A 20,304-nucleotide genomic window follows, 5' to 3' on the forward strand; every position below is an offset into this window, starting at 1 on the left:
TTCAGCCGTGCTGCGGCAGCAGCTCCTTGAGCGTCTCGATAAAGGCGCGCAGACCCGGCGGAAGATGCCGATGCCCCGGGTAGTACAGCACCAGCCCCGGAATGGTCGGACACCATGCTTCCAGCACAGGCACCAACGTGCCGCGTTGCAGGGCCACGCTGACCGCATACTCGGGCACGTAGGCGATGCCCAGACCGGCTTCGGCCGCCTCGCGCATCGGCGCGATCTGGTCCAGGGTGAGCCGCCCGGGCACATCGATCACCACTTCCTCGCCACGGCGCTCGAACTCCCAGTGGTACAGCCTGCCGCTGGGCATGCGATGGCGGATACAGGCATGCCGGTGCAAGGCATCGGGCGTTGGTGGAATCCCGGCGCGCGCGAGATAGGCCGGCGCCGCGACGGCGAGGAAACGCGTGGGCCCACCGAACGGTACCGCCACCATGTCCTGCGGCACCGACTCGCTGAAGCGAATGCCGGCATCGCATCCTGCAGCCACGATATCCACCAGCCGGCCTTCGCTCACCAGATCCACCGATAGCGCCGGGTGGCGCGCCAGCACGTGCGGCACCACCTGCTGCAGCAATACCTGCACCACCACTTCCGGTGCGTTGATGCGTACCGTGCCGGTGGGCCCGCCACGGAAATCGTCCAGCGCCAGCAACGCGTGGTCCATCTCCTGCAGCGCCGGCACCAGCCTTGCGTACAGGCGCTCGCCGGCTTCGGTCAACGACACGCTGCGGGTGGTTCGGTGCAACAGGCGCACGCCGAGATTGCGCTCCAGTGCGCTGATCACATGGCTGAGCGAGGACGGCGCCAAGCCCACCTCGGCGGCGGCGCGCCGAAAGCTGCGGTGCGTGGCCACCGCAGTGAAGGCGACCAGATCGTTGAAGCTGGGCTTGGACATTGGTGGCAAAACCGCATCAAGTCATTCGAATTTTATGGCATAGACCCAGCAATGCCCGTTTCCTAGAGTGCGCCTTCCTTCAGCGAACAAGGCCACTCCCATGTCCAAGACCTGGCTCATCACCGGCGCATCGTCCGGCTTCGGCCGCCTGCTGGCAGAGACCGTGCTGGCGCGCGGCGATCGGATCGTTGCCACCGTCCGCACACCACAGGCGCTGGCCGATCTGCAGGCCCGGTATGGCGATGCAGCGACGGTGCTGCAGCTGGACGTACGCGACTTTGCAGCCGTGCACGCAGCGGTGGCGCAGGCATTCGCAGCACTGGGCCGCATCGATGTGGTGGTCAGCAATGCAGGATACGGCACGTTGGGCGCGGCCGAGGCCGCCACCGAGGCGCAGGTCCGCGCGATCATCGACACCAACCTCATCGGCTCCATCGCATTGATCCAGGCAGTGTTGCCGCGGCTGCGCCAGCAGGGCGGCGGGCACGTGGTGCAGGTGTCATCGGAAGGTGGGCAGATCGCCTATCCCGGCTTCAGCCTGTACCACGCCAGCAAGTGGGGCATCGAAGGCTTCGTCGAGGCTGTGCAGCAGGAAGTGGCCGGCTTCGGTATCCACTTCACCCTGGCCGAACCCGGCCCGGCCCGCACCAATTTCGGTGCCGCCTTGGTGCGTACCGACATCCCTGCCAACTACGCCGACACGCCGGTCGGGGCGCTCAGCCGCGCACTGGACGATGGCAGCTGGGTCATTGCGGGCGACCCGCAACGCATGGTCGACGCGATGATCGCCAGCACCGAACACGCCCCGCCACCGCGGCGCCTGGTGATGGGTGCCAGCGCCTACCATTCCATCCGGCAGGCCCTGGGCGCCCGCTTGGCCGAACTCGAGGCGCAACGCGGCATTGCCCTGTCGACCGACAGCCCGCCACCGTGATGCGGCAGACGCGGAAGTGGATGAGGATGTGCGCCTGCGCGGGCGCCGCCCGCAGCCACGTGTCGCATGTCGCATGTCGCATGTCGCGCATCGTGCAGCGAGTGCGCCCTGCCGCAGCGCGCGGCAGTAGACTCGCATCCACGCACCATACCCCAGCACTGCATATGCGTTCGCTGCACACCGAAACCAGCAAGTTCCTCAGCTATGTCCTTCGCCATGCGCCGCAGTCCATCGGGCTGGCACTGGATCGCGAAGGATGGGCCGACATCGATGCCCTGATCACTGCCGCCACTGCCGCTGGGACGGCGCTGGATGCAGGCCTGATCCGTGCAGTGGTCTCCAGCAGCGACAAGCAGCGCTTTGCGCTGTCTGCCGATGGTCGGCAAATCCGCGCAGTCCAAGGCCACTCCACTGCGGCCGTCGCCCTGACGCATGTGGCGCGCACACCGCCGTCAATGCTGTACCACGGCACCGCGACCCGCTTTCTCGAGGCGATCCTTGCCCAAGGCCTGCAGCCCGGGCAACGCCATCATGTGCATCTGTCCGCTGATCCCAAGACCGCCACCACGGTCGGCGCACGTCATGGCGTACCCACTGTGCTGTGTGTGCACAGCCTGCAGATGCACGAAGACGGCTGGGTGTTTTACCAGGCCGACAACGGCGTCTGGCTGACGCCGCATGTACCGCCTACCTATTTGCATGTGGTGGAGTGACAAGCAGCAGATCGCGTACACGCCAGCTGCTGCACTGCTGCCCCTTCACAAACCCCATGCCACCGGCCTTGCCAAAATGCCGGCCGCTTGCGCCCGCAGTGGCGGGACTTCGGAGTGGGATGCATGACATGGATCATCGTGGCCGCCGTGGCGGTCACCTTGCTGGTAGGGCTGCTGCTGCTCAACTTCGCCACGCCGGAGAAAAAGCTCGAGCACATCCCCAAGCACCTGTACGACGTTGCCGATCCGCAGTTCAAACGCGAGATGTCGGTGTTGCTGGGACCGGCCATCCTGCCCGGCAACAGGATCGACGTGCTCAATAACGGCCGCGAGATCTTTCCGGCCATGCTCGAGGCCATCCGCAGCGCGCAGCACACCATCACCTTCGAAACCTATATCTATTGGTCGGGCGAGATCGGCCGCGAGTTCAGCGACGCCTTGTCCGAGCGCGCGCGTGCGGGCGTGGAGGTGCGGGTCACCATCGACTGGGGCGGCAGCCTGAAGATGGACCATGCGTTGGTGGACACCATGACCGAGGCCGGTGTGGAGGTGCATCGCTACCGCCCCCTGGCCTGGTACAACCTGCACCGCGTCAATAACCGCACCCACCGCAAGTTGCTGGTGATCGATGGCCGCATCGGCTTCACCGGCGGGGTCGGCGTGGCCGACCAGTGGATGGGCGATGCGCAGGACCCGGACCATTGGCGCGACACCCATTACCGCATTGAGGGCCCGGTGGTGGCGCAGGTGCAGACCGCCTTCAACGACAACTGGATCAAGACCACCGGCCGTGTGGTCAACGGCGCGCAGTATTACCCGGCGCTGGAGTCTGCCGGCGACAGCGATGCGCAATTGTTCGTGGCCTCGCCGGCCGGCGGCAGCGAAAGCATGCACCTGATGTATCTGATCGCCATCGCCGCCGCACGCAGCACCATCGACCTGGCGGCAGCGTATTTCGTACCCGACGCCCTGATCACCCGCTCGCTGCTCCAAGCACGCACACGCGGCGTGCACATTCGCGTGCTGCTGCCCGGCAAGCATATCGATGCGGTGTCGGTGCGGTTGGCATCCAAGGCCAGCTGGGAGCCGCTGCTGCAGGCCGGCATCGAAATCCACGAATACCAGCCCACCATGCTGCACACCAAGCTGTTGATCATCGACGGCCTGCTGGTGTCGGTGGGCTCGACCAACTTCGACATCCGCTCGTTCCGCCTCAACGACGAGGCCAGCCTGAACGTCTACGACCGCACGCTGGCCGCACGCATGACCGAGGTGTTCGAACGCGATCTGCAACGTGCCGAGCAGTATTCGCTGGAGCGCTGGCGCGCGCGGCCGTTGCGGCAGAAGCTTGGCGAGAAACTGGTATTCCCGTTCCGCTCGCAGGTGTGAGCGCGCGTGCCGGTGGCCGCGCCTAGAGCGCCGGCCTTGCCAGGACTGCACGAGTGCGCAGCTGCCGCAGCCGCCACCACAGCCCGCTGACGTGCACCAGCGAATACAGCACCAGTGCGGCGGCAATTCCCAGGGTCAGCGGGCTGGCCTGCGAACCGGCCGCCGCCGCACCGGCAGTGAACGCGCCATCGGCCCAGCGCCAGGCCAGGCGCCCCAGCAGCACCAGCGTCAAACCGCCGCCGATCCAGGGATTGGGCGTGTACCAGCCTTGGCCTTCCACCCATTCGGCATGCGTGTAGCGCAGCGACAGCGCACCCAGGCCGATGCCCACCAGCGCGCCTGCGGCAATGCCGAGCCGCACCTGCGGCAACCCGTACACCGCGAACGCCAGTGCTGCCAGTGCGATCAGCAGCACCGCGCTGCGCACCGCCGTGGCCACCGGCTTCCATTGCTGCCGGCCGAAGCTGCGCCGGATGCGGCGGTAGTAGAGGTAGCCGATGGCGGCCATCGAGAGATACGGCGTCAGGGGTGCGATGGCAGCGGCGGGCATGGCGAGTCCTTTGCGGATGAGTGAAGCGACCCACGCAGAATGAAACCCGCCGCGGGCACGAACAAGGTGCCAAGTGTCACTTTCTGCAGGCGGCGGCCCCGCCGGTCGCCTGGCACCGAGCCTGCGGTAACGGCTGTACGTCACCCAGGCCGCTGCCGCGCAGGCGCTTGCCGCCTGGCCGGTGAACGCCGCACGCCGGCGCCTGCGCCTGCCACACGCGAACAGGAGCGGCCCGGGTAGACTTGCGCAGTGCTCCCCCATCGCCGTGCCATGTCCGCCATCAAGCAAGACGCCCACATGCTGATCGACACGCTGCCCGAGACGGCTGGATGGAGTGACGTGGTCCGCGTCGTGGCCGATGCCAGCTTCCAGGCCGCGGTGCAGGACGGCATTGCCGCTGCAGATCAGGGCGCGTTGACGGCTCCGGCACAGGTGAGCGCACTGTTCGCCAGATGGGGCGTTGATGTTACGGCGTGACTGGACCGTCCCGGCCGCCACGCAGCTTGCACACGCCCAGGATCACTACCACGCGCTCAACCCGACCGCCGCTGCCGCAATGGCGCGACAGGTGCTGGACGCCACGCGCACCCTGGCCGAGCAACCGGGCCGTGGTCGCGCTGGCCGCGTGCCCGGCACCCGCGAATGGGTGGTCAAGCAAACCCCGTACGTGCTGGTCTACCGCGTACGCGACGGCGCCCTGCAGGTGCTGCACGTCCATCTGGATGCCAGCGACTGGCTGCCCCGCACCGAACCGCTGATCGAACGCATCGAACCGTGGATTGCCGCGCTGATCAGCGCGCTGCTGCACGTGCTGATGTTGCTGATCCTGCTGTCGGCCTCCACCCCCACCATGACGCCACCGCAGGGCTCGGCCAGCGGCGGACGCATCAAGGTGGATTTTGTCGGCGACACCTCCCAGCCCGATCAGCCGGTGCCCTCGCCCACCCCGGTCCCTCCGACAGCCACGCCCGTGCAGCCGCCACCGGCGGCCTCGCCGGTGCAGTCCACGCTGGTGCAGCAAGCCAAAAATCCGGTGCCGCCGCAGGGCGATACCGCACAGGGCAGCCTGGCCGAACGCCGCCAGCCGCGTCGCCAGCAACGGCCCACCCCGCCGCAACCGCCCGCACCGCCGGCGGCATCTGCCCAGCGCCGCCCGGACACCTGGACCGGCCGCCCGCCAGGCATGCTCGACGAACCCGCCGACGGCGCCGAAGACGGCATGGCCAATACCCCCACCATCAGCCAGGGCCGCCGCAACGACCGCAACAACGCCCAGCCCAGCCTGGACATCGGCGGATTCCAGGTCTATTACGACGTGCGCAGCGAAACCCAGCTGCGCGCCTGGAAAGAACAAGGCATGCAGGAGATCGCCATCATCCTGCCCGGCACCCAGCAACGCATGATCTGCCCGCTGGATGTCGCGCTCAAACGCGGCTCCAGCAAATGCCGCCTGCTGCCCCCGGATTCGCCGGAACTGAAGTCCATCGGCGACGCGCGCGAAGTCATCAACATGATGGAGGTCTACCGCCAGGGCGAACCGGTCTGGCGTGGGCCGGGGCCGTATCGCTGATGCGTGGATCTGTGTCTGCCACACAGCACTGCAAGTAATCCGGCTGTCCTGCAGAAACCATTACCGAAAATCGCTGTCACCTTGCCCATCGCGCGCACCGCCACCGAACGCGTCGACTATTTAACCAGCGCGTTCGGCGGCAATCGGCATCTGGCAGAGATCAGCGCCCTTGGTCTTTGCCTAGCTGCGTGCTCAGTGTTCCATTGAAAGGTGCCGGATCGCTGGTGACCAGGCAGTTATAGGGTTTGTCGCTGTTGAGGACGAGCACCGAAGACTTGGGGCCCTTGAAATTCAGCCCGACCGAAAACAGCACATACGTATTCGGCAAAACGCTCGGTCGAAATGCACCGAAGGCATACTCGCCAGACAAACCCAACGGGGACAGCGGCACCGTCAACATCAGCGGCTGTGTCGCGACGGGTGAGGGAAGCGACGACGAGGCGCTCATGATCAGCGTTTGTGCGTCGATGGAGTATTTGCTGGTGACCGCGATTCCCAGATATCTGGAACTGGCTGCCGCAACCTGCTTGCGACACGCCGCAATGTCTTCGGGTTTCCTGTCTTCCTGGCCGGTCTGCAAGGTGGCAAAGACATGGTTCAGCGTGACCGTTTCCTTCCCGATGACCGGTGCTGCGATGGCAGCATCCATACACAACGCGGCCACCACGAGGGAGAGGCCGCCTGCCGCAAAGGCACCGCGAGAGTTGGTTTTGTGTGTCATTTCGATCGCTCCTTCATGTGTGATGCAAGGGACCGACAGCGGCCGTTCGCCGGCTGCCGCTTGCGCCTTGGATGGACAGTCGCAACGGCACCTGTGCATAACGCCACGCGGCAGATGATCGATTGCGTTCGATGACGACATGCGTGTGTGCGGGAACACCACACTTACGCCACCAGCTCGCCACGTCGCTGGTGTAGTCATCGTTGAAGACCATCCCATCGCAAACCCGGCAAATCGTCTCAACGACGTCGTTGCGTGATGCAGTGTGGAGTTTGGACGCGAATACGGCGATGCTCACATCGAACCTCAGTCGACGCACTACTTGAAGCGCTTGGGGGCCTGCAATTGCCGGTGATTCCAGTGAAGTTTGATGGCCCATTGGAGAAGCTTGGATTGCAGGAATATCCCGATGCGCGTATTTGAATGTGGCGAAGAATCAATCTCGCCAGGGCAGCCCTGACGATCCAGCTCAGCTATTGATCACCCATCAGGAGTTGTAGAGCGCAGGTGGAATCCCCTTGATCCGCAGCAGGAAGCGCGGCTGCGCGATGACCCATTGTTCAAGCACGCATTGGCGGGGCTCGACAAGCTCGGCCCGGAGGCGGGCGTCTACACCAACCAGCAAGACAAGCAACGCATTGCCGGTGCCCTCGCGGTCCAGGCCAAATTCAATCGCCCACTTCTACCCGAGATCCAGGACATCATTCCCAGTCAAACGAACGGCAATGTTTTTGCGGCGTACAAAAACCCCGGGAACGACCTGGATGTATTGCGCACACATGTGACAAAGCCGAGGCCGTCGAGCACCCCTTGGCCGAAAACCTGCAGAAACCCGACGTTGCAAATCAGCGGGTCGTGCAGGCCTCTACGCAAGAGGCATCGCGCGCAGTGGATCAACCAAGTCATGGCGCGCTTGGAATGCGGTGAGCAGCAGGTGGGGGAGCAATTGTATGGCCTTGCTCCCGTAGCTCACAGACGCCGTACGCGTCCAGCCATAGGTCCAGGCTGTTTGGCGCGTCGGCGTTGCTCATTTGGGCTGCGTGGCGGCCGGTGTCGGCAGCTCTGGATGCCCACCCCGCACCGGACTTGCTGATTCGCGACCACTCCCGTTGCTCGCTCCGCCTGAGGAGCCCTCCACGCCATGCAGGTCGGATACGGAGACCAGACCTCGCGATTGCAGTACGCGTCCAGCCTGGAACTGGCTACAGTTTGCGCAGGGCCATTGCGCCCACTCCATCCATCTGCGTCTCAAAGGATCTGCATGTCCCTGCATCGTCTTGCCCCACGCCTGGGCCTGGCCGTCGGCCTGTTGTGTGCCTATGCCGTACACGCCGCCGAGCCGCTGGCGGCGCATCGCCTGCTGCGCGTCACCCTGGGCGGGGCGACCGACCAGGCCACGTCCGGGCGCCTGCTGGTGTTCGCCACCCTGGCCAAGGACGCGCAGGCGCAGGCCAAGGACGGCAAGGTCGAAGACGTGGATACCAACCCGTTCCGTCCCACCGCCACCGCGGTGGCCGCGCAGGATGTCACCGCGCTTGCGCCGGGCGGCAGCGTGCAGATCGATCTGGACAACATCGCCTTCCCGCGTGGCTTTTCTGCGCTGCCGGCCGGCGATTATCTGTTCCAGGCCGTGCTGGACCCGGACCACAGCTACGGCTACAGCGGCCGCGATGGCGGCGACCTGCTGAGCGAGGTCACCGCCGTGACCCTTGCCCAGGGCAAGCCGCTGCCGGCGCTGACCTTGAGCAAGCAGGTGCCGGTTTCGGACGATCCGTGGCAGGTCTCGCCGCGCGCGCCGCAGGCGGTACGCGACGCCGTGCCCGAAGCCAGGCTGCATAGCGCCGATGCCTCGATGGTGAGCCCATCGCTCAGCGCGTTCTGGGGCCGGCCGGTGTCGCTGCGCGCCCGTGTGCTGACGCCGCCCGGCTACAACGCCAAGGCCGCCACGCGCTATCCCACCGTGTATGTCACGCATGGCTTCGGCGGTAACTACAACCGCTTCGCCGGCAGCATTGCCTCCACCTGGCGCCTGATGGCGGCCAATCAGATACCGCCGATGATCTGGGTCTTCCTGGATCAGTCCACGCCCACCGGCACCCACGAGTTCGCCGATTCGGTCAACAACGGCCCGTGGGGCACCGCGCTCACCGAAGAGTTGATTCCCGCGCTCGAGCGCCAGTACAAGATGGACGGCAAGGCCAGTGGCCGCTTCTTGAACGGGCATTCGTCCGGCGGCTGGGCCACGCTGTGGTTGCAGACGCGCTACCCCAAACTCTTCGGCGGCACCTGGTCCACCTCGCCGGATTCCAGCGATTTCCGCGACTTCACCGGTCCGGATTTGTACGCGCCCAACGCCAACGTCTACCGCCGCGCCGATGGCAGCCAGTTCCCGCTGATCCGCGATCACGGCAAGGTGCTGGCCGATCTGGAAACCTTCGCCAAGCTCGAACGCGTGCTCGGTCCGTACGGCGGCCAGCTCACCTCGTTCGAGTGGGTCTTTTCGCCGCGCGGCGCCGACGGCCGGCCGCTGCCGATGTTCGACCGCGACACCGGCAAGGTGGACCCGGCCGTGGTGGCCTATTGGCGTACCCACTACGACATTTCCGCGCGCGTGGCCGCGCAGTGGCCCACGCTCAAGCCCGACCTGGACGGCAAGATTCACCTGATCGTCGGCACCGCCGACACGTTCTATCTGGATGGCGCGGCGCGTAAATTCCAGGCGGTGCTGGATGGCCTGGGCGCCAAGAGCGATTTCCGCTATCTGGAAGGCCGCACCCACTTCGATCTCTACGCCGAGGGCGACGACAACGACGCGCTGATGAAGAAGATCGCCGCAGAAATGTACGCAGTGGCGCGACCAAGGCGGTGAGCGGCTGAGATCACTGCGGTGCACGCAGCGCTGCGCGCGTGCACCGCCTGATGCAACCGCACCGCGCCTGCCACATCGCATGCGCGGTGGTGTCCATCGGGCATCAGGCTGAGCGCGGCAATTCCCATTCCACCTGCTGGCGCAGCACCAGCAACAGCACCTGGATGCGCCCGTCGCGCACCATTGCCGCAGGCGTCTGGCCATCGAGGGCATTCACGGGCTGGCGAAACCAGCGGATCAGCGCCTCGTTGTTGCCACCGTTCAAGGCCCATGCGTGGCAGACGATTTCGCCCAGGTTTTCGATGCCGGCGGTGCCAAGCAACTTCAGGTGTTCGGGGGTGAACGCAAACATCGACAGCACCAGCTCGGCGTCGGCCGCCTTGCCGTGGTCCACCTGCATCTGCTCACTGTGCGCGGTGCTGTAGAGCGCGCCCTGCGCGCGAAAATCTTCGGCGCGCCGCATGCCGGTCAGCACTGCTGCGATAAGGTCGGCGCGTTCCATGGGGTGTCCGTCTGAGTACGTGCGCGCACGCTACCCGGGCCGCTGCTGCCGCTCAATCGGGAGACTCCTGACAGCCGCCAGGCGCGTCAGCGGCCGTTGCGTTCTGCAGCGCGGCGCGGCCGCCCGGCATGGAACACGCGCAGGGCCAGCGTATTGCCTGCACGGCGTCGCCCCCGCTGCCTGCCTTCGCAGTGCTTAACGCAGCGGTTGCTAGCATCCGGGCGTGTCATTGGCAGCAGCCCGCGCGTGCATGGGCTGCCGTGTTGGAGTCTCATCTCATGAGGAGTTGTCAGATGCCCTGGAAATCCGCCCTTGCCATGCTTGCCTTGTCCACCGCTGCGCTGCCGGCGCTGGCGCAGTCCGACCGTCAGGTGGTCGAAGACATGCTCACCCGCTCGGCCAATGTCTGCCCCGGCCACAGCACCGAACGCACCACGCCCACCGTCAAGGCCGTCCCGGTCGGCGCGCTGCGCGTGATGCTGGAACGCGGCCTGGTGATGTGCCCCGACCGTCGCCTGGACGCCGCAGCACCGGCCGTGTTCTACGGCCGCCTGGGCGTGTTCGCCTGGAACCCGGAAGTGAAAGCCGGATCCACCGTCATCGCCAAACAGATCGACAGCATGACCCGCAAGGACGAATACCCCACCGAGACCCTGGTGTGGGACGCCAAGGGCACCGCGCTCAAGCAGCAGACCGTGCCGATGTTCGAGCCCCGGCCGGGTGCGGCGGTGTTGTACAAGGTGCGTTGAGGCATACCGAGCGCGTTTCAGCCGCGCGTCGATGACGAGCGCGGCACCTGGCGGGGCGCAGCGATGCGCCTGCGCCAGGGCCTGGTCCGTGCCACGCTGGTGGCGGCCACGTGGATCAGCACCGGCACTGCCCAGCTCGCCCAGAGCAGCGCGGCGATCGTGCCGGGCGAAGGCACGACCCCAGCCCCAACCGCTGCGTAGAGCGCGATGCGGAACACCACCGGCGCCAGGGTCACCAAGTAGGCCCGCACCATCCAGCGCCTATGCCGGTCGAGCTGCCCGCGGCCGATGGCCAGCAGGCCGGCACATGCCACCCCCACCCATGCCACTTCCGTCGCCGCGAAGGCAACGCGAATCACCGTCGGCGCGGGCGAAGTGGCAATCAGTACGGTTGCGCCGATCATTGCCACCAGCATGCCGGCGACATACGCCCGCCCAACCCAGCGATGCACCCATAGCTGATTGCGCAAGCGTTGCGTGGCGAACTGCAACGTGCCAAGCGCAATGCCCACCGCACCGCCGCCGAGGTGACACCACAACCAACCGCGGCGTGTCAGGAACATGCCATATGCCGGCGAATCCAGCGCGGCATATTTCAGATACACATGGTGCACGAACTCACCGGCGAATACGGCCAGCGCAAGCCAGAGCAGGGCCCGCAGCACGCTGACCGACCGCCGGTCACGAGAGACCGCAACACCATCGCGCATCGGATCAACTTGCATGCCCGGCTCCTTCGGTCAGCCGGCCTTAGAGTGCATCGGCCCCACCGTGGCGGTGAAGTGCCTTGGCTCACCGGTCATCGGATCATCGAATGCCAGCGTATGGGCGAACAGCTGCAGCGGCCGCTCCGGATCATCGGGCCGCTGCGCTTCCAGCTCGGGATAAAACCGGTCGTGCAGGATCGGCGCGCCCAGCGCGGCCATGTGCACACGCAGCTGATGCTTGCGCCCGGTCACCGGCTCCAGCCGATACGTCCAGGTGTCTGCGTTGCGTGCGACCACTTCGATCACCGTCTCGCTGTTCGGCTCGCCCACGCTCTCGCGCATGCGGAAGAACGGCTCGCCCGGCTCCAGCCGGCTGCGATGCACATACGGAAACGTCAGCCCAGGCAGCGGTGGTGCCACCGCCAGATAATGCTTGCGGATGCGTCGCTCACGAAACAGCGCCTGGTAGACCCCGCGCGTGGCAGGGTTGGCCGAGAACAGCACCAGCCCCGCGGTCTCGCGATCGATGCGGTGCAACGGCACCAGCGCCGGATTGTCCAGCCGCTGCACCAGTCGCGTCAGCAACGTCTCGCGCACGTAAGCGCCGGCCGGTGCGACCGGCAAGAAGTGCGGCTTGCAGGCCACCACCAACTGCGCGTCGGCGTGCACCACTGTCTCGACGTACGGAATCACCGGCTCATCGGCGACCTCACGGAAATAGCGGATCTCCGCACCCAGGCGATACGGCGCTGACAGCGCCAAGGCCTGGTCATTGGCATCGCGCACCAGGCCGCGTGCGAAGCGATCGCGCCAACGCTCGGCCGTAATCGACGGAAAACACGCGCACAGCGCCTCGAAGACCGACTCCCACGGGCCGGCAGGCAGCTGGAAGCGGCTGGCCGGCGTGCCGTTGTGGGTGCGGGGTGCATCGGGCATTGCCGAGATACCAGCAGGATCGAGAGTGCAGCATGGTAACGCGCGATGCGGCGGCGCACTGCATGCAGCGATTGCATGTAGCGATTGCATGCAGCGCTGCAACATCGGTCGATCGCTGCAGTCGCCAGCTTCCGCATGCGCGAAGCGATGTGCGCCCGCGCGATGGCGCCGCATCGACGCGTGGCGCTCTGGAACTTAGGTTGGAATCACGATGCGTGTGATCGCACCCATGCCACGCCTCGATCGCGACGCTGCGGCTTGCAATACACCTGTCATCGATTCCGTTGACGTTGCGTACGTGCAACTGGCTCTGCGCTTCCTTCGACCCCTTTCTCAAGCAGGAACATCACCATGCGTTCAACACCTCACGCCACCGTCGTGACGGCGGGGCTTCTTGCGCTGGTCACCGCCAGTGGCGCTATCGCCGCCGTGCCATCGGTGGCGCAATGCACCACGCCGCAGCCGTGGGCGCACGCCAATGTCGGCGCGGTGGTCGGCAACGGCACGGCCGCCAGTTGTACCGCCAGCGCACTCGCTACCGCCGTGGCGCAAGGTGGCTATGTCACCTTCAACTGCGGCACGCGTGCGGCCAGCATCGCCATCAACCAGACCATCAACATCACTGCCAGCACGCCCACGGTGATCGACGGCCAGGGCAAGATCACCCTGGATGGCCGACAGGCCGCGCGCATCTTCCAGGTACAGAACGGCAATGCGCTGTCGGTGCGCAATCTCAAACTGCAGAACGGCAGCTCCGTGCAGCCGGCATCCAACACCCAGTACGCGCCCGGCACCTGGGGCGGCGGCGCCATCAAGGTCAGCTACCGCGGCAAGCTGGAAGTGATCAACAGCCAGTTCCTGAGCAACCGCAGCAGCATCGGCGGTGGTGCCATTTTCGCCGGCAGCGATACCGACGTGACCATCGTCAAGAGCGCGTTCTCCAAGAACACCTCCTGGCTGGGTGGCGCGCTCTACACGCAGCTCAGCCGTCTGACCATCGTCAATTCCGAGTTTGTCGGCAACCAGGCCATCAATGCGCCGGCCGGCTTCCCGGATGCCGACCAGTTCGGCAACAGCGGCGCGATCGACACCGACGGCGCCTCGCTTGCCGGCTACCTCAATGCCGCTGCCGGTGGCGCCACGCTTTCGGTGTGCGGCACGGTGGTGCGCAACAACACCGCGGCCAATAGCGGCGGCGGCGCCACGTTGTGGGCGTATGCGCCCGACACCATCGACGTGCGCTACTCCACCTTCGCCAACAACATCGCCTATGGCGGCCCGGCCGGCGGTGCGCGCATCAGCCTGGGCTTCGGCGATACCACCCATTCCGGCACCACCATCACCACGCCGGGCATCATCAACGTCGAAGAGACCAGCTTCATCTCCAACCGCGCCGAAAAGAGCAATGCCGGCGCCTTGTACATGGACTGCTACGGCCCGTCCTGCAATGTCAGCAACAGCACCTTCTACGGCAACTACGCCAAGGGCGTGGGCGCGGCGATCCAGCATGTGGGCTGGCAGCCGTCCAATGGCGACCAGGGCAAGACCACGGTGCGCTTCAACAACGTCACCTTTGCCGAGAACACGCCAGGGTCGACGTTGTTCGGCAGCGGCTTCGACATCCGCAACAGCATCTTCTACTCCAAAACCGAGCGCACTTTCTGCAGCGACCAGAGCAGCACCGGCAACAACCTGATCGAGTACTCCGCTGCGGGCGGCCTGTTCTACAGCTGCCTCACCGCCGGCCTGGCACGCGCCGCCGACCCGCTGCTGGGCGCACCGGCCGCCAACGGCGGCCCCACGCTGACCCAATTGCCGGCGGCCAACAGCCCGGTACGCAATCTCGGCAGCAACTGCCGCACTATCGACCAGCGTGGTGTTGCGCGTGATACCGCGGTGTGCGATGCGGGGGCGGTGGAAATCAAGTAAGCCTTGCTCGCGCGTCCTTGCCCTCTGACGAGGACGCGCCGCGTGACCGGGCGGGCGATGTCGCTCGGTCGCGCGATCAAAGGCTCGTCGCATCACGGTGCAGGGCCGGCGTCGATCGTCGTCCGCTGAGCCAGGAATCTCTCGGGCACAGGATGCCGGTTAGATGGCGCGCTAGGCTGCGCTCTTTTCGTGCGGCACATGCCGAGCATCGCGACGATCGCGACACCATCCGAAGACCGGGTGCCAACCAGACGGTGCAGCCTCTCCACGGCGATGCCCGCTAGATCGAAACGGATTGATGCCCGTCGATCCCATCGCAGTCCCACGCACGTGCACTCTGCGCGGGGCAAGCGAACTCAATCTTTCGACACTGACCTATTGCATAGCAGTGAAGGACGCACGCGATGCGACCTGGTTCGCAAGCGCGCGCATGTGCTGCTGACAAACCCGCTGCCAGCGGCTATGGTCGGGACTGGAACGGGGGTTCTTGCATGGGACGCAGACACAGAGGCAGCACATTCGACGCACTGGCCGCATTGCCGTGGCCACTGGCGCTCGTCGTCGGCCTCGTTGGCTATCTCACGGTGCGCTATGGCATCGCCTGGTGGCTATCGCAGCATGGCGGACTACTCGCGCAGGGCTTCGCCCAGCAATCAGACGCGCTGTTCGCCCCGCTGGCCTGTATGTTGCTCGGCGTTTGCTGGCTCGCCGCGCTGGTCTCCTACCTCGGCGCTCGCCGCCGCCGCCGCTTCCTCGACACCCGTACCACTCTGGAAAGCCTGGCAGCACGCGGCTGGCGCCAGTTCGAACAATTGGTCGCCGACGCCTTCCGCCGCCAGGGCTACCACGTCGAAGAAACCGGCCTGGGCGGCCCAGACGGCGGCATCGACCTGATCCTGCGCAAGGACGGCCGCCGCACGCTGGTGCAATGCAAGCAATGGAAGCGCCAGCAGGTCGGCGTCAGTGTCGTGCGCGAAATGTATGGCCTGCTCGCTCATCACCAGGCCCACGCGGTGAAGATCGCTTGCATCGGTAGTTATACGAAAGACGCTGAGCGCTTTGCCGAAGGCAAGCCGATCGAATTGATCGGCGGCGAACAGTTGTTGGACATGATCCAAGCGGTGCAGCAGCAAGCCACAGCGCAGCCGGCGGTGACACCCGCGCGCATCGAGCCTGTCTTTACTCCAGCTGATTCCACTGCCCCCGCGGCCGTTGTCGTTCCAAGCTGCCCACGTTGCGGCAGCACGCTTGTGCAGAGAAGAAACCGGCGCACCGGCGAGAACTTTCTAGGTTGCAGCCAGTTTCCGAAGTGCAGAGGAACCTCGTAAGTGAACCTGCCCCCCGTCTTCGACCCGTTTTCTTCAACCTGACCCCGTTTTCTTCGCTGTGCCTCTGTGCCGAATTTCATAGAGGTCGTCCCGTGGAAGAATGCCTGCAATTTCTAGCAAGAGCCGATATGAGCCGTCGCACATCACTCGTACGTTCCCGCCGTCCACTGGAATGGTAATCCCCCCACAGGTTAGCTGACGCCAGAAGTGGAATTTTCTCGTACCCTTTTCCGAGGAGGTTCCATGAAGACATCCCGCTTCACCGACAGCCAGATCATTGCCGTCCTCAAGCAGGCCGAGGCCGGCACGCCCGTGCCGGAGTTGTGCCGGGAACACGGCATCAGCTCGGCGACGTTCTACAAGTGGCGCAGCAAGTTCGGCGGCATGGACGCATCGCTGATGTCCCAGCTCAGGGAGCTGCAGGACGAGAACCGGCGCCTGAAGAAGATGTACGCCGATGCCCAGCTCAGCGCCGACCTGCTGAAGGAGGCGATGGCAAAAAAATGGTGAGGCCATCTCAACGCCGGGAGATGGCCCGATGGGCCGTAGATGGTGGCCACACGAACATCCGGCATGCCTGCCGGACCTTTGCGGTGAGCGAGACCTGCTTTCGCTATCAAGCCAAGGCCAGCGAGGAGAACGCCCGGATTGCCGATTGGCTGGTGCGGTTGACCACAACCTATCGTGATTGGGGGTTCGGCCTGTGCTTTCTGCACCTGCGCAACGTGAAGGGCTTTGGCTGGAATCACAAGCGGGTGTACCGCATCTATCGGGAGCTGGAGTTGAACCTGCGGATCAAGCCGAAGAAGCGGCTGGTGCGCGAGCGGCCAGAGCCGTTGGCGGTGCCGGAGACGATCAACCAGGTCTGGTCGATGGATTTCATGCACGACCAGCTGGCCGACGGCCGCAGCTTCCGGTTGTTCAATGTGCTCGATGACTTCAACCGTGAGGGTCTGGGCATCGAGGTCGACTTATCGCTGCCATCGGCCCGGGTGATCCGCTCGTTGGAACAGATCATTGACTGGCGCGGCAAGCCAAACGCCATTCGCTGCGACAACGGCCCGGAGTACATCAGCGGCGCGCTGCTAGCTTGGGCACAGCAGCGCGGGATTCGGATCGAGCACATCCAGCCAGGCAAGCCGCAGCAGAATGCCTATGTCGAACGTTACAACCGCACCGTCCGCTACGCCTGGCTGGCCACAACGTTGTTCGACACCATCGAGCAGGTTCAGGACAAGGCCACGCGCTGGCTATGGACGTACAACCATGAGCGCCCCAACATGGCGCTCGGCGGTATCACGCCAGCAATGAAATTGGCGATGGCCGCCTAGCTCCACTTTTGGCGAACGCTCAAAGCGGGGGGATTACCGGGGCGCCCGCGACGAATGAATCGATCGCTGTGCCGCACCCGTAAAGCAGCCACCCAGCTGCAGGAATCTTCGCGTTCGTTACGCTCGCTCCGATGCCGGCATCGGACCTGCGCTCCATCCTGCATGCATGTCCGAGCGCATGTTCCGACCAAACGGAAACCCGCTTCTGCTCGAGTCCGTCGAGAAGTGCTCGGCGTGCTGCGTGGCCAGGTCTCCAGGCAGGCATCGCCTGAAGTCGCACGCAGCTTGCAGCGGAGTTGCAGCAAACAGCCGCAAGCAGCGGTGTTCTGGCGTCGACGCAGGCGGCGGGCCACAATCGCAAGGTCCTCCTATGGAAGCGCTGTATGTCCAGCTCGCGACAACTTGTCATTGCCCTGGTGCTTATCGGTGCAAGTGCGCTGGTAGCGATGCCGTCGACTGGCGCGGTGACGCCTCCTGCGAGCGATGCGGCTGCCGTAGAGCGCCTCCAGTTGAAGACCAGCGCGATAGAGCTGAGTGTCACGCCGGCATTTGGCGGGCGCGTGCTGTCGTTCAATCTGCGCGGCCAGCCCAACGTGTTGAAGGTCGGTGCGGCGGTGGAGCAACAGCCTGCCCCCGAGGTGTCGGCCACTGCGGGAGATATTCCCTATTTTGGTCATGATGTATGGGTCGGGCCGCAGAGTCAGTGGTGGCTGCATCAGCAGCTCAATGCCGAGCGTCAGGCGGCGGCCGCGGTGTGGCCGCCGGATCCGTATCTGTCGCTGGCGCAGACGCGCGTCAGCGTGCGTCGTCATGACGCGGTGGAACTTGAAGGCGTGCCCAGCCCGCTGACCGGGGTGCAATTGCGCAAGCAGATCAAACGTTCTGCAGCGCGTGCGGACACTGTCGACATCCAGGCCAGCGCGCGCAATATCCGCGCGCAGCCAATTGCCTGGGACCTTTGGTTCAATACGCGGGTTGCGGCGACGACGCGGGTGTTTGTGCCCGTTGCCGCTGCTGCGGATATTCGGCTGCAGCCACCGCGCGAGCCTGGCACGGTGGCGCCGCGTTATCAGCAGGAGCGTGGCCTGCTTGCGCTGCGCGCCGATGCGCGCCCAGATGGATTGATCCAGCGCGGCAAGCTATTGCTGCAGCCGTCGGCAGGATGGATGGCCGGTTTCGCAGGCGGGCAGGTCCTGGTGATTCGCTTCGCGCATCAACCGCTGTCGGCGATCCATCCCGAGCAAGGCCAGGTGGAGTTGTATCTGGATGCGCCAGCCCAGCATCCGGAACAGGGATTGCTGGAAATGGAGGTGCACGCGCCGTATCGGCAGCTTGCGCCAGGTGCGCACATGCAGGCACAGGAGCAGTGGACGCTGCTGCGCTACACCGGGCCGGATGAGGAACAAGCGCAGCGGCGGTTCCTTTGCAGCAACGCCAACGCGCTCGCGCTGGCCAATGCGTGCGATGCGCCGCCTGCACCTGGCTGAGATGCGCATTCACGTCGATGCCGGGCTGTGGCTATGATGTCGCCCATTCCCTGACCAGATCGATGCGCATGCAACGACGCCACTTCCTGAAGAATGCTGCTGCCGCATTGGCCGCGCTCGGTTTGCCGACGTTGCCGCAGTGGGCGCTGGCGGCCAAGGCCGTTGGTCTGCGTCGACTCGGGCAGCCGCAGCCGTTCGACTATGCCTGGTTGAAGGGACAGGCGCGCGCGCTGGCGAAGGCGCCTTACAAGACTCACAAGCAGCTGCTGCCGGGGCCGCTTGAGGCGCTGAACTGGGATCAGTACCAGTCCATCCGCTACCGCCAGGACCACGCGCTGTGGGCCGATGGCAATGGCAAATTCCAGGCGAAGTTCTTCCACCTGGGGCTGTATTTCCATACCCCGGTGCACATCTACGACATCGTCGATGGCAAGGCGCAACAACTGGCCTACGATCCGGCGGCCTTCGATTACGGCAGCAGCGGGCTGGGCGGCAAGCAATTGCCAAAGGACCTGGGCTTTGCCGGTTTCCGGCTCAACACACGCAAGGACACCGAGCGCGACTTTTCGGCATTCCTGGGCGCAAGCTATTTCCGTGCGGTCGGCAAGGAAGGCCAGTATGGGCAATCGGCACGTGGGCTGGCCATCGATACCGGTACTGGCGGGCCGGAAGAGTTTCCGGATTTCATCGCCTATTACCTGGAGCAGCCGTCGGATGATTCGGACACGGTGGTGGTGTACGGCTTGCTGGATTCGCCCAGCGTTGCCGGCGCCTACCGTTTCGCCATCACCAATGGCGATGTGTTGCTGATGGATATCGACAGCGCGCTGTACCCACGCAAGGCGATCGAGCGGCTGGGTATCGGCCCGTGCACCAGCATGTACCAGGTCGGCGAAAACGATAACCGGATGGACTGGGATTGGCGTCCGGAAATCCACGACACCGATGGCCTGGCGATGTGGACCGGCGGCGGCGAATGGATCTGGCGCCCGCTATGCAACCCGCCGCATCTGCGTTTCAACATGTTCGTCGACGAGAACCCGCGCGGTTTCGGGCTGCTGCAGCGCGACCGCAACTTCGACCATTACCAGGACGATGGCGTGTTCTACGAAAAGCGCCCGTGCCTGTGGGTGGAACCCAAGAGTGGTTGGGGCAAGGGCTCGGTGCAGTTGGTCGAGATTCCGACCGTCGACGAGACCTTCGACAACATCGTGGCGTTCTGGAACCCGCAATCCAAGCCGCAGCCGGGGCAGGAATTGCTGATGGGTTACCGGCTGTATTGGGGCGCGCAGCCGCCGGCCAGCTCACCGTTGGCGCATTGCGTGGCCACCCGAACCGGCCTCGGCGGCATCGTCGGGCAAAAACGCAGCCATTTCTCCTGGCGCTTTGCGGTGGACTTTGCCGGTGGCGAACTGGCCGCGCTGGCGAAGGATGCAAAGGCCAAGGTGGAGGCGGTGTTGCAGGTGTCGCGTGGCACCACTGAAATCGTGTCGGCGCGTCCGCTGCACGAGCTCAAGGGTTACCGGGCGATGTTCGACCTGGTGCCGCCGGACGAGGGCACCCAGCAGATCGATATCCGCCTGTACCTGCGCGCCAACGGCAAGCCGCTCACCGAAACCTGGCTGTACCAGTGGACGCCGCCGCCGCCGAGCGAGCGCAAGATCTACTGAGAAGCGCCGAACCAG

At 65.2% G+C, this 20,304-nt stretch carries 19 protein-coding genes; 13 read left to right on the top strand and 6 right to left on the bottom strand.

The window, feature by feature from the left end:
• Position 1: 1 nt before the first annotated feature.
• Entirely contained in the window at positions 2-904 is a 903-nt protein-coding gene (locus FLG15_RS20755) for a LysR family transcriptional regulator (protein ID WP_057678988.1), read from the bottom strand.
• Positions 905-1,004: 100 nt separating this feature from the next.
• Between FLG15_RS20755 and FLG15_RS20760 the strand changes: the two genes are divergently transcribed.
• From FLG15_RS20760 to FLG15_RS20770, 3 genes are all read left to right on the top strand, one after another.
• Positions 1,005-1,838 carry an SDR family oxidoreductase gene (locus tag FLG15_RS20760; RefSeq protein ID WP_057678987.1) on the top strand — a complete coding sequence of 278 codons (834 nt, stop codon included), beginning with the start codon at positions 1,005-1,007 and terminating at the stop codon, positions 1,836-1,838.
• Positions 1,839-2,002: 164 nt separating this feature from the next.
• Positions 2,003-2,551, top strand: a complete 549-nt coding sequence (locus FLG15_RS20765) for an RNA 2'-phosphotransferase (protein WP_057678986.1) — start codon at positions 2,003-2,005, stop codon at positions 2,549-2,551.
• 123 nt (positions 2,552-2,674) lie between these two features.
• Positions 2,675-3,940: a phospholipase D-like domain-containing protein gene (locus FLG15_RS20770; RefSeq protein WP_057678985.1), complete on the top strand. Its 1,266-nt coding sequence runs from the start codon at positions 2,675-2,677 to the stop codon at positions 3,938-3,940.
• A gap of 22 nt (positions 3,941-3,962) precedes the next feature.
• Here the strand turns inward: FLG15_RS20770 and FLG15_RS20775 are convergent, their stop codons facing one another.
• Positions 3,963-4,490: a CcdC protein domain-containing protein gene (locus tag FLG15_RS20775; RefSeq protein ID WP_041019583.1), complete on the bottom strand. Its 528-nt coding sequence runs from the start codon at positions 4,488-4,490 to the stop codon at positions 3,963-3,965.
• Between the two features lie 270 nt (positions 4,491-4,760).
• On the opposite strand from FLG15_RS20775, the gene FLG15_RS20780 reads away from it, so the two are divergent.
• Positions 4,761-4,967, top strand: a complete 207-nt coding sequence (locus FLG15_RS20780; RefSeq protein WP_029820588.1) for a hypothetical protein — start codon at positions 4,761-4,763, stop codon at positions 4,965-4,967.
• Positions 4,954-6,060: a type II toxin-antitoxin system RelE/ParE family toxin gene (locus FLG15_RS20785; RefSeq protein ID WP_017159727.1), complete on the top strand. Its 1,107-nt coding sequence runs from the start codon at positions 4,954-4,956 to the stop codon at positions 6,058-6,060. Before FLG15_RS20780 ends, FLG15_RS20785 begins: the two co-directional genes overlap by 14 nt.
• A 160-nt stretch (positions 6,061-6,220) precedes the next feature.
• Here the strand turns inward: FLG15_RS20785 and FLG15_RS20790 are convergent, their stop codons facing one another.
• Positions 6,221-6,781: a hypothetical protein gene (locus FLG15_RS20790; RefSeq protein ID WP_237377040.1), complete on the bottom strand. Its 561-nt coding sequence runs from the start codon at positions 6,779-6,781 to the stop codon at positions 6,221-6,223.
• A 571-nt stretch (positions 6,782-7,352) separates the two neighbouring features.
• Here FLG15_RS20790 and FLG15_RS23640 point away from each other — a divergent pair.
• Entirely contained in the window at positions 7,353-7,874 is a 522-nt protein-coding gene (locus FLG15_RS23640) for an XVIPCD domain-containing protein (RefSeq protein WP_342343586.1), read from the top strand.
• A 168-nt stretch (positions 7,875-8,042) separates the two neighbouring features.
• Entirely contained in the window at positions 8,043-9,650 is a 1,608-nt protein-coding gene (locus FLG15_RS20795) for an alpha/beta hydrolase (protein WP_057678984.1), read from the top strand.
• Positions 9,651-9,753: 103 nt separating this feature from the next.
• Here FLG15_RS20795 and FLG15_RS20800 read toward each other — a convergent pair whose 3' ends face one another.
• A complete protein-coding gene (locus FLG15_RS20800; RefSeq protein ID WP_017154772.1) occupies positions 9,754-10,152 on the bottom strand; it encodes an antitoxin Xre/MbcA/ParS toxin-binding domain-containing protein in 399 nt (132 codons plus the stop codon).
• A 317-nt stretch (positions 10,153-10,469) separates the two neighbouring features.
• Between FLG15_RS20800 and FLG15_RS20805 the strand changes: the two genes are divergently transcribed.
• Positions 10,470-10,901, top strand: coding sequence for a hypothetical protein (locus FLG15_RS20805; RefSeq protein ID WP_170922289.1), 432 nt, complete (start codon positions 10,470-10,472; stop codon positions 10,899-10,901).
• Between the two features lie 17 nt (positions 10,902-10,918).
• Here the strand turns inward: FLG15_RS20805 and FLG15_RS20810 are convergent, their stop codons facing one another.
• Both FLG15_RS20810 and FLG15_RS20815 read right to left on the bottom strand, forming a co-directional pair.
• Positions 10,919-11,611 (bottom strand): DUF2306 domain-containing protein, encoded by a 693-nt coding sequence (locus tag FLG15_RS20810; RefSeq protein WP_057678993.1) that lies wholly within the window; start codon positions 11,609-11,611, stop codon positions 10,919-10,921.
• A gap of 30 nt (positions 11,612-11,641) precedes the next feature.
• Positions 11,642-12,718 (bottom strand): RluA family pseudouridine synthase, encoded by a 1,077-nt coding sequence (locus FLG15_RS20815; RefSeq protein WP_209228200.1) that lies wholly within the window; start codon positions 12,716-12,718, stop codon positions 11,642-11,644.
• Positions 12,719-12,922: 204 nt separating this feature from the next.
• Here FLG15_RS20815 and FLG15_RS20820 point away from each other — a divergent pair, with 204 nt between their 5' ends.
• The 5 genes from FLG15_RS20820 (at position 12,923) to FLG15_RS20840 (ending at position 20,289) form a co-directional block, all read left to right on the top strand.
• Positions 12,923-14,473: a choice-of-anchor Q domain-containing protein gene (locus FLG15_RS20820; RefSeq protein WP_209228201.1), complete on the top strand. Its 1,551-nt coding sequence runs from the start codon at positions 12,923-12,925 to the stop codon at positions 14,471-14,473.
• Positions 14,474-14,964: 491 nt separating this feature from the next.
• Complete coding sequence (locus FLG15_RS20825; RefSeq protein ID WP_150147271.1) at positions 14,965-15,801, top strand: restriction endonuclease; 837 nt, start codon at positions 14,965-14,967, stop codon at positions 15,799-15,801.
• 243 nt (positions 15,802-16,044) lie between these two features.
• Positions 16,045-17,132, top strand: a protein-coding gene (locus FLG15_RS20830; protein ID WP_223842567.1) for an IS3-like element ISXcd1 family transposase whose coding sequence is annotated in 2 segments (ribosomal slippage) — positions 16,045-16,297 and positions 16,297-17,132 — 1,089 coding nt in all. Because the reading frame shifts where the segments join, the coding sequence is not laid out codon by codon here.
• A gap of 509 nt (positions 17,133-17,641) precedes the next feature.
• Positions 17,642-18,619, top strand: coding sequence for a DUF4380 domain-containing protein (locus FLG15_RS20835; RefSeq protein ID WP_057679971.1), 978 nt, complete (start codon positions 17,642-17,644; stop codon positions 18,617-18,619).
• Positions 18,620-18,687: 68 nt separating this feature from the next.
• Positions 18,688-20,289, top strand: a complete 1,602-nt coding sequence (locus FLG15_RS20840; RefSeq protein WP_150147274.1) for an OpgD/OpgG family glucan biosynthesis protein — start codon at positions 18,688-18,690, stop codon at positions 20,287-20,289.
• Positions 20,290-20,304: the final 15 nt, after the last annotated feature.

The sequence above is a fragment of the Xanthomonas phaseoli pv. dieffenbachiae genome, assembly GCF_008639345.1.
GTDB classification, from domain to species: domain Bacteria; phylum Pseudomonadota; class Gammaproteobacteria; order Xanthomonadales; family Xanthomonadaceae; genus Xanthomonas; species Xanthomonas phaseoli.

What these genes read in the sequence shown, in the direction of transcription:
- FLG15_RS20755 (WP_057678988.1), bottom strand. Translation starts at nt 904, where the DNA reads ATGTCCAAGCCCAGCTTCAACGATCTGGTCGCCTTCACTGCGGTGGCC.
- FLG15_RS20780 (WP_029820588.1), top strand. Translation starts at nt 4,761, where the DNA reads ATGTCCGCCATCAAGCAAGACGCCCACATGCTGATCGACACGCTGCCC.
- FLG15_RS20760 (WP_057678987.1), top strand. Translation starts at nt 1,005, where the DNA reads ATGTCCAAGACCTGGCTCATCACCGGCGCATCGTCCGGCTTCGGCCGC.
- FLG15_RS20795 (WP_057678984.1), top strand. Translation starts at nt 8,043, where the DNA reads ATGTCCCTGCATCGTCTTGCCCCACGCCTGGGCCTGGCCGTCGGCCTG.
- FLG15_RS20770 (WP_057678985.1), top strand. Translation starts at nt 2,675, where the DNA reads ATGACATGGATCATCGTGGCCGCCGTGGCGGTCACCTTGCTGGTAGGG.
- FLG15_RS20800 (WP_017154772.1), bottom strand. Translation starts at nt 10,152, where the DNA reads ATGGAACGCGCCGACCTTATCGCAGCAGTGCTGACCGGCATGCGGCGC.
- FLG15_RS20785 (WP_017159727.1), top strand. Translation starts at nt 4,954, where the DNA reads ATGTTACGGCGTGACTGGACCGTCCCGGCCGCCACGCAGCTTGCACAC.
- FLG15_RS20775 (WP_041019583.1), bottom strand. Translation starts at nt 4,490, where the DNA reads ATGCCCGCCGCTGCCATCGCACCCCTGACGCCGTATCTCTCGATGGCC.
- FLG15_RS20805 (WP_170922289.1), top strand. Translation starts at nt 10,470, where the DNA reads ATGCTTGCCTTGTCCACCGCTGCGCTGCCGGCGCTGGCGCAGTCCGAC.
- FLG15_RS20840 (WP_150147274.1), top strand. Translation starts at nt 18,688, where the DNA reads ATGCAACGACGCCACTTCCTGAAGAATGCTGCTGCCGCATTGGCCGCG.
- FLG15_RS20810 (WP_057678993.1), bottom strand. Translation starts at nt 11,611, where the DNA reads ATGCGCGATGGTGTTGCGGTCTCTCGTGACCGGCGGTCGGTCAGCGTG.
- FLG15_RS20825 (WP_150147271.1), top strand. Translation starts at nt 14,965, where the DNA reads ATGGGACGCAGACACAGAGGCAGCACATTCGACGCACTGGCCGCATTG.
- FLG15_RS20765 (WP_057678986.1), top strand. Translation starts at nt 2,003, where the DNA reads ATGCGTTCGCTGCACACCGAAACCAGCAAGTTCCTCAGCTATGTCCTT.
- FLG15_RS20790 (WP_237377040.1), bottom strand. Translation starts at nt 6,781, where the DNA reads ATGACACACAAAACCAACTCTCGCGGTGCCTTTGCGGCAGGCGGCCTC.
- FLG15_RS20815 (WP_209228200.1), bottom strand. Translation starts at nt 12,718, where the DNA reads ATGCGGCGCCATCGCGCGGGCGCACATCGCTTCGCGCATGCGGAAGCT.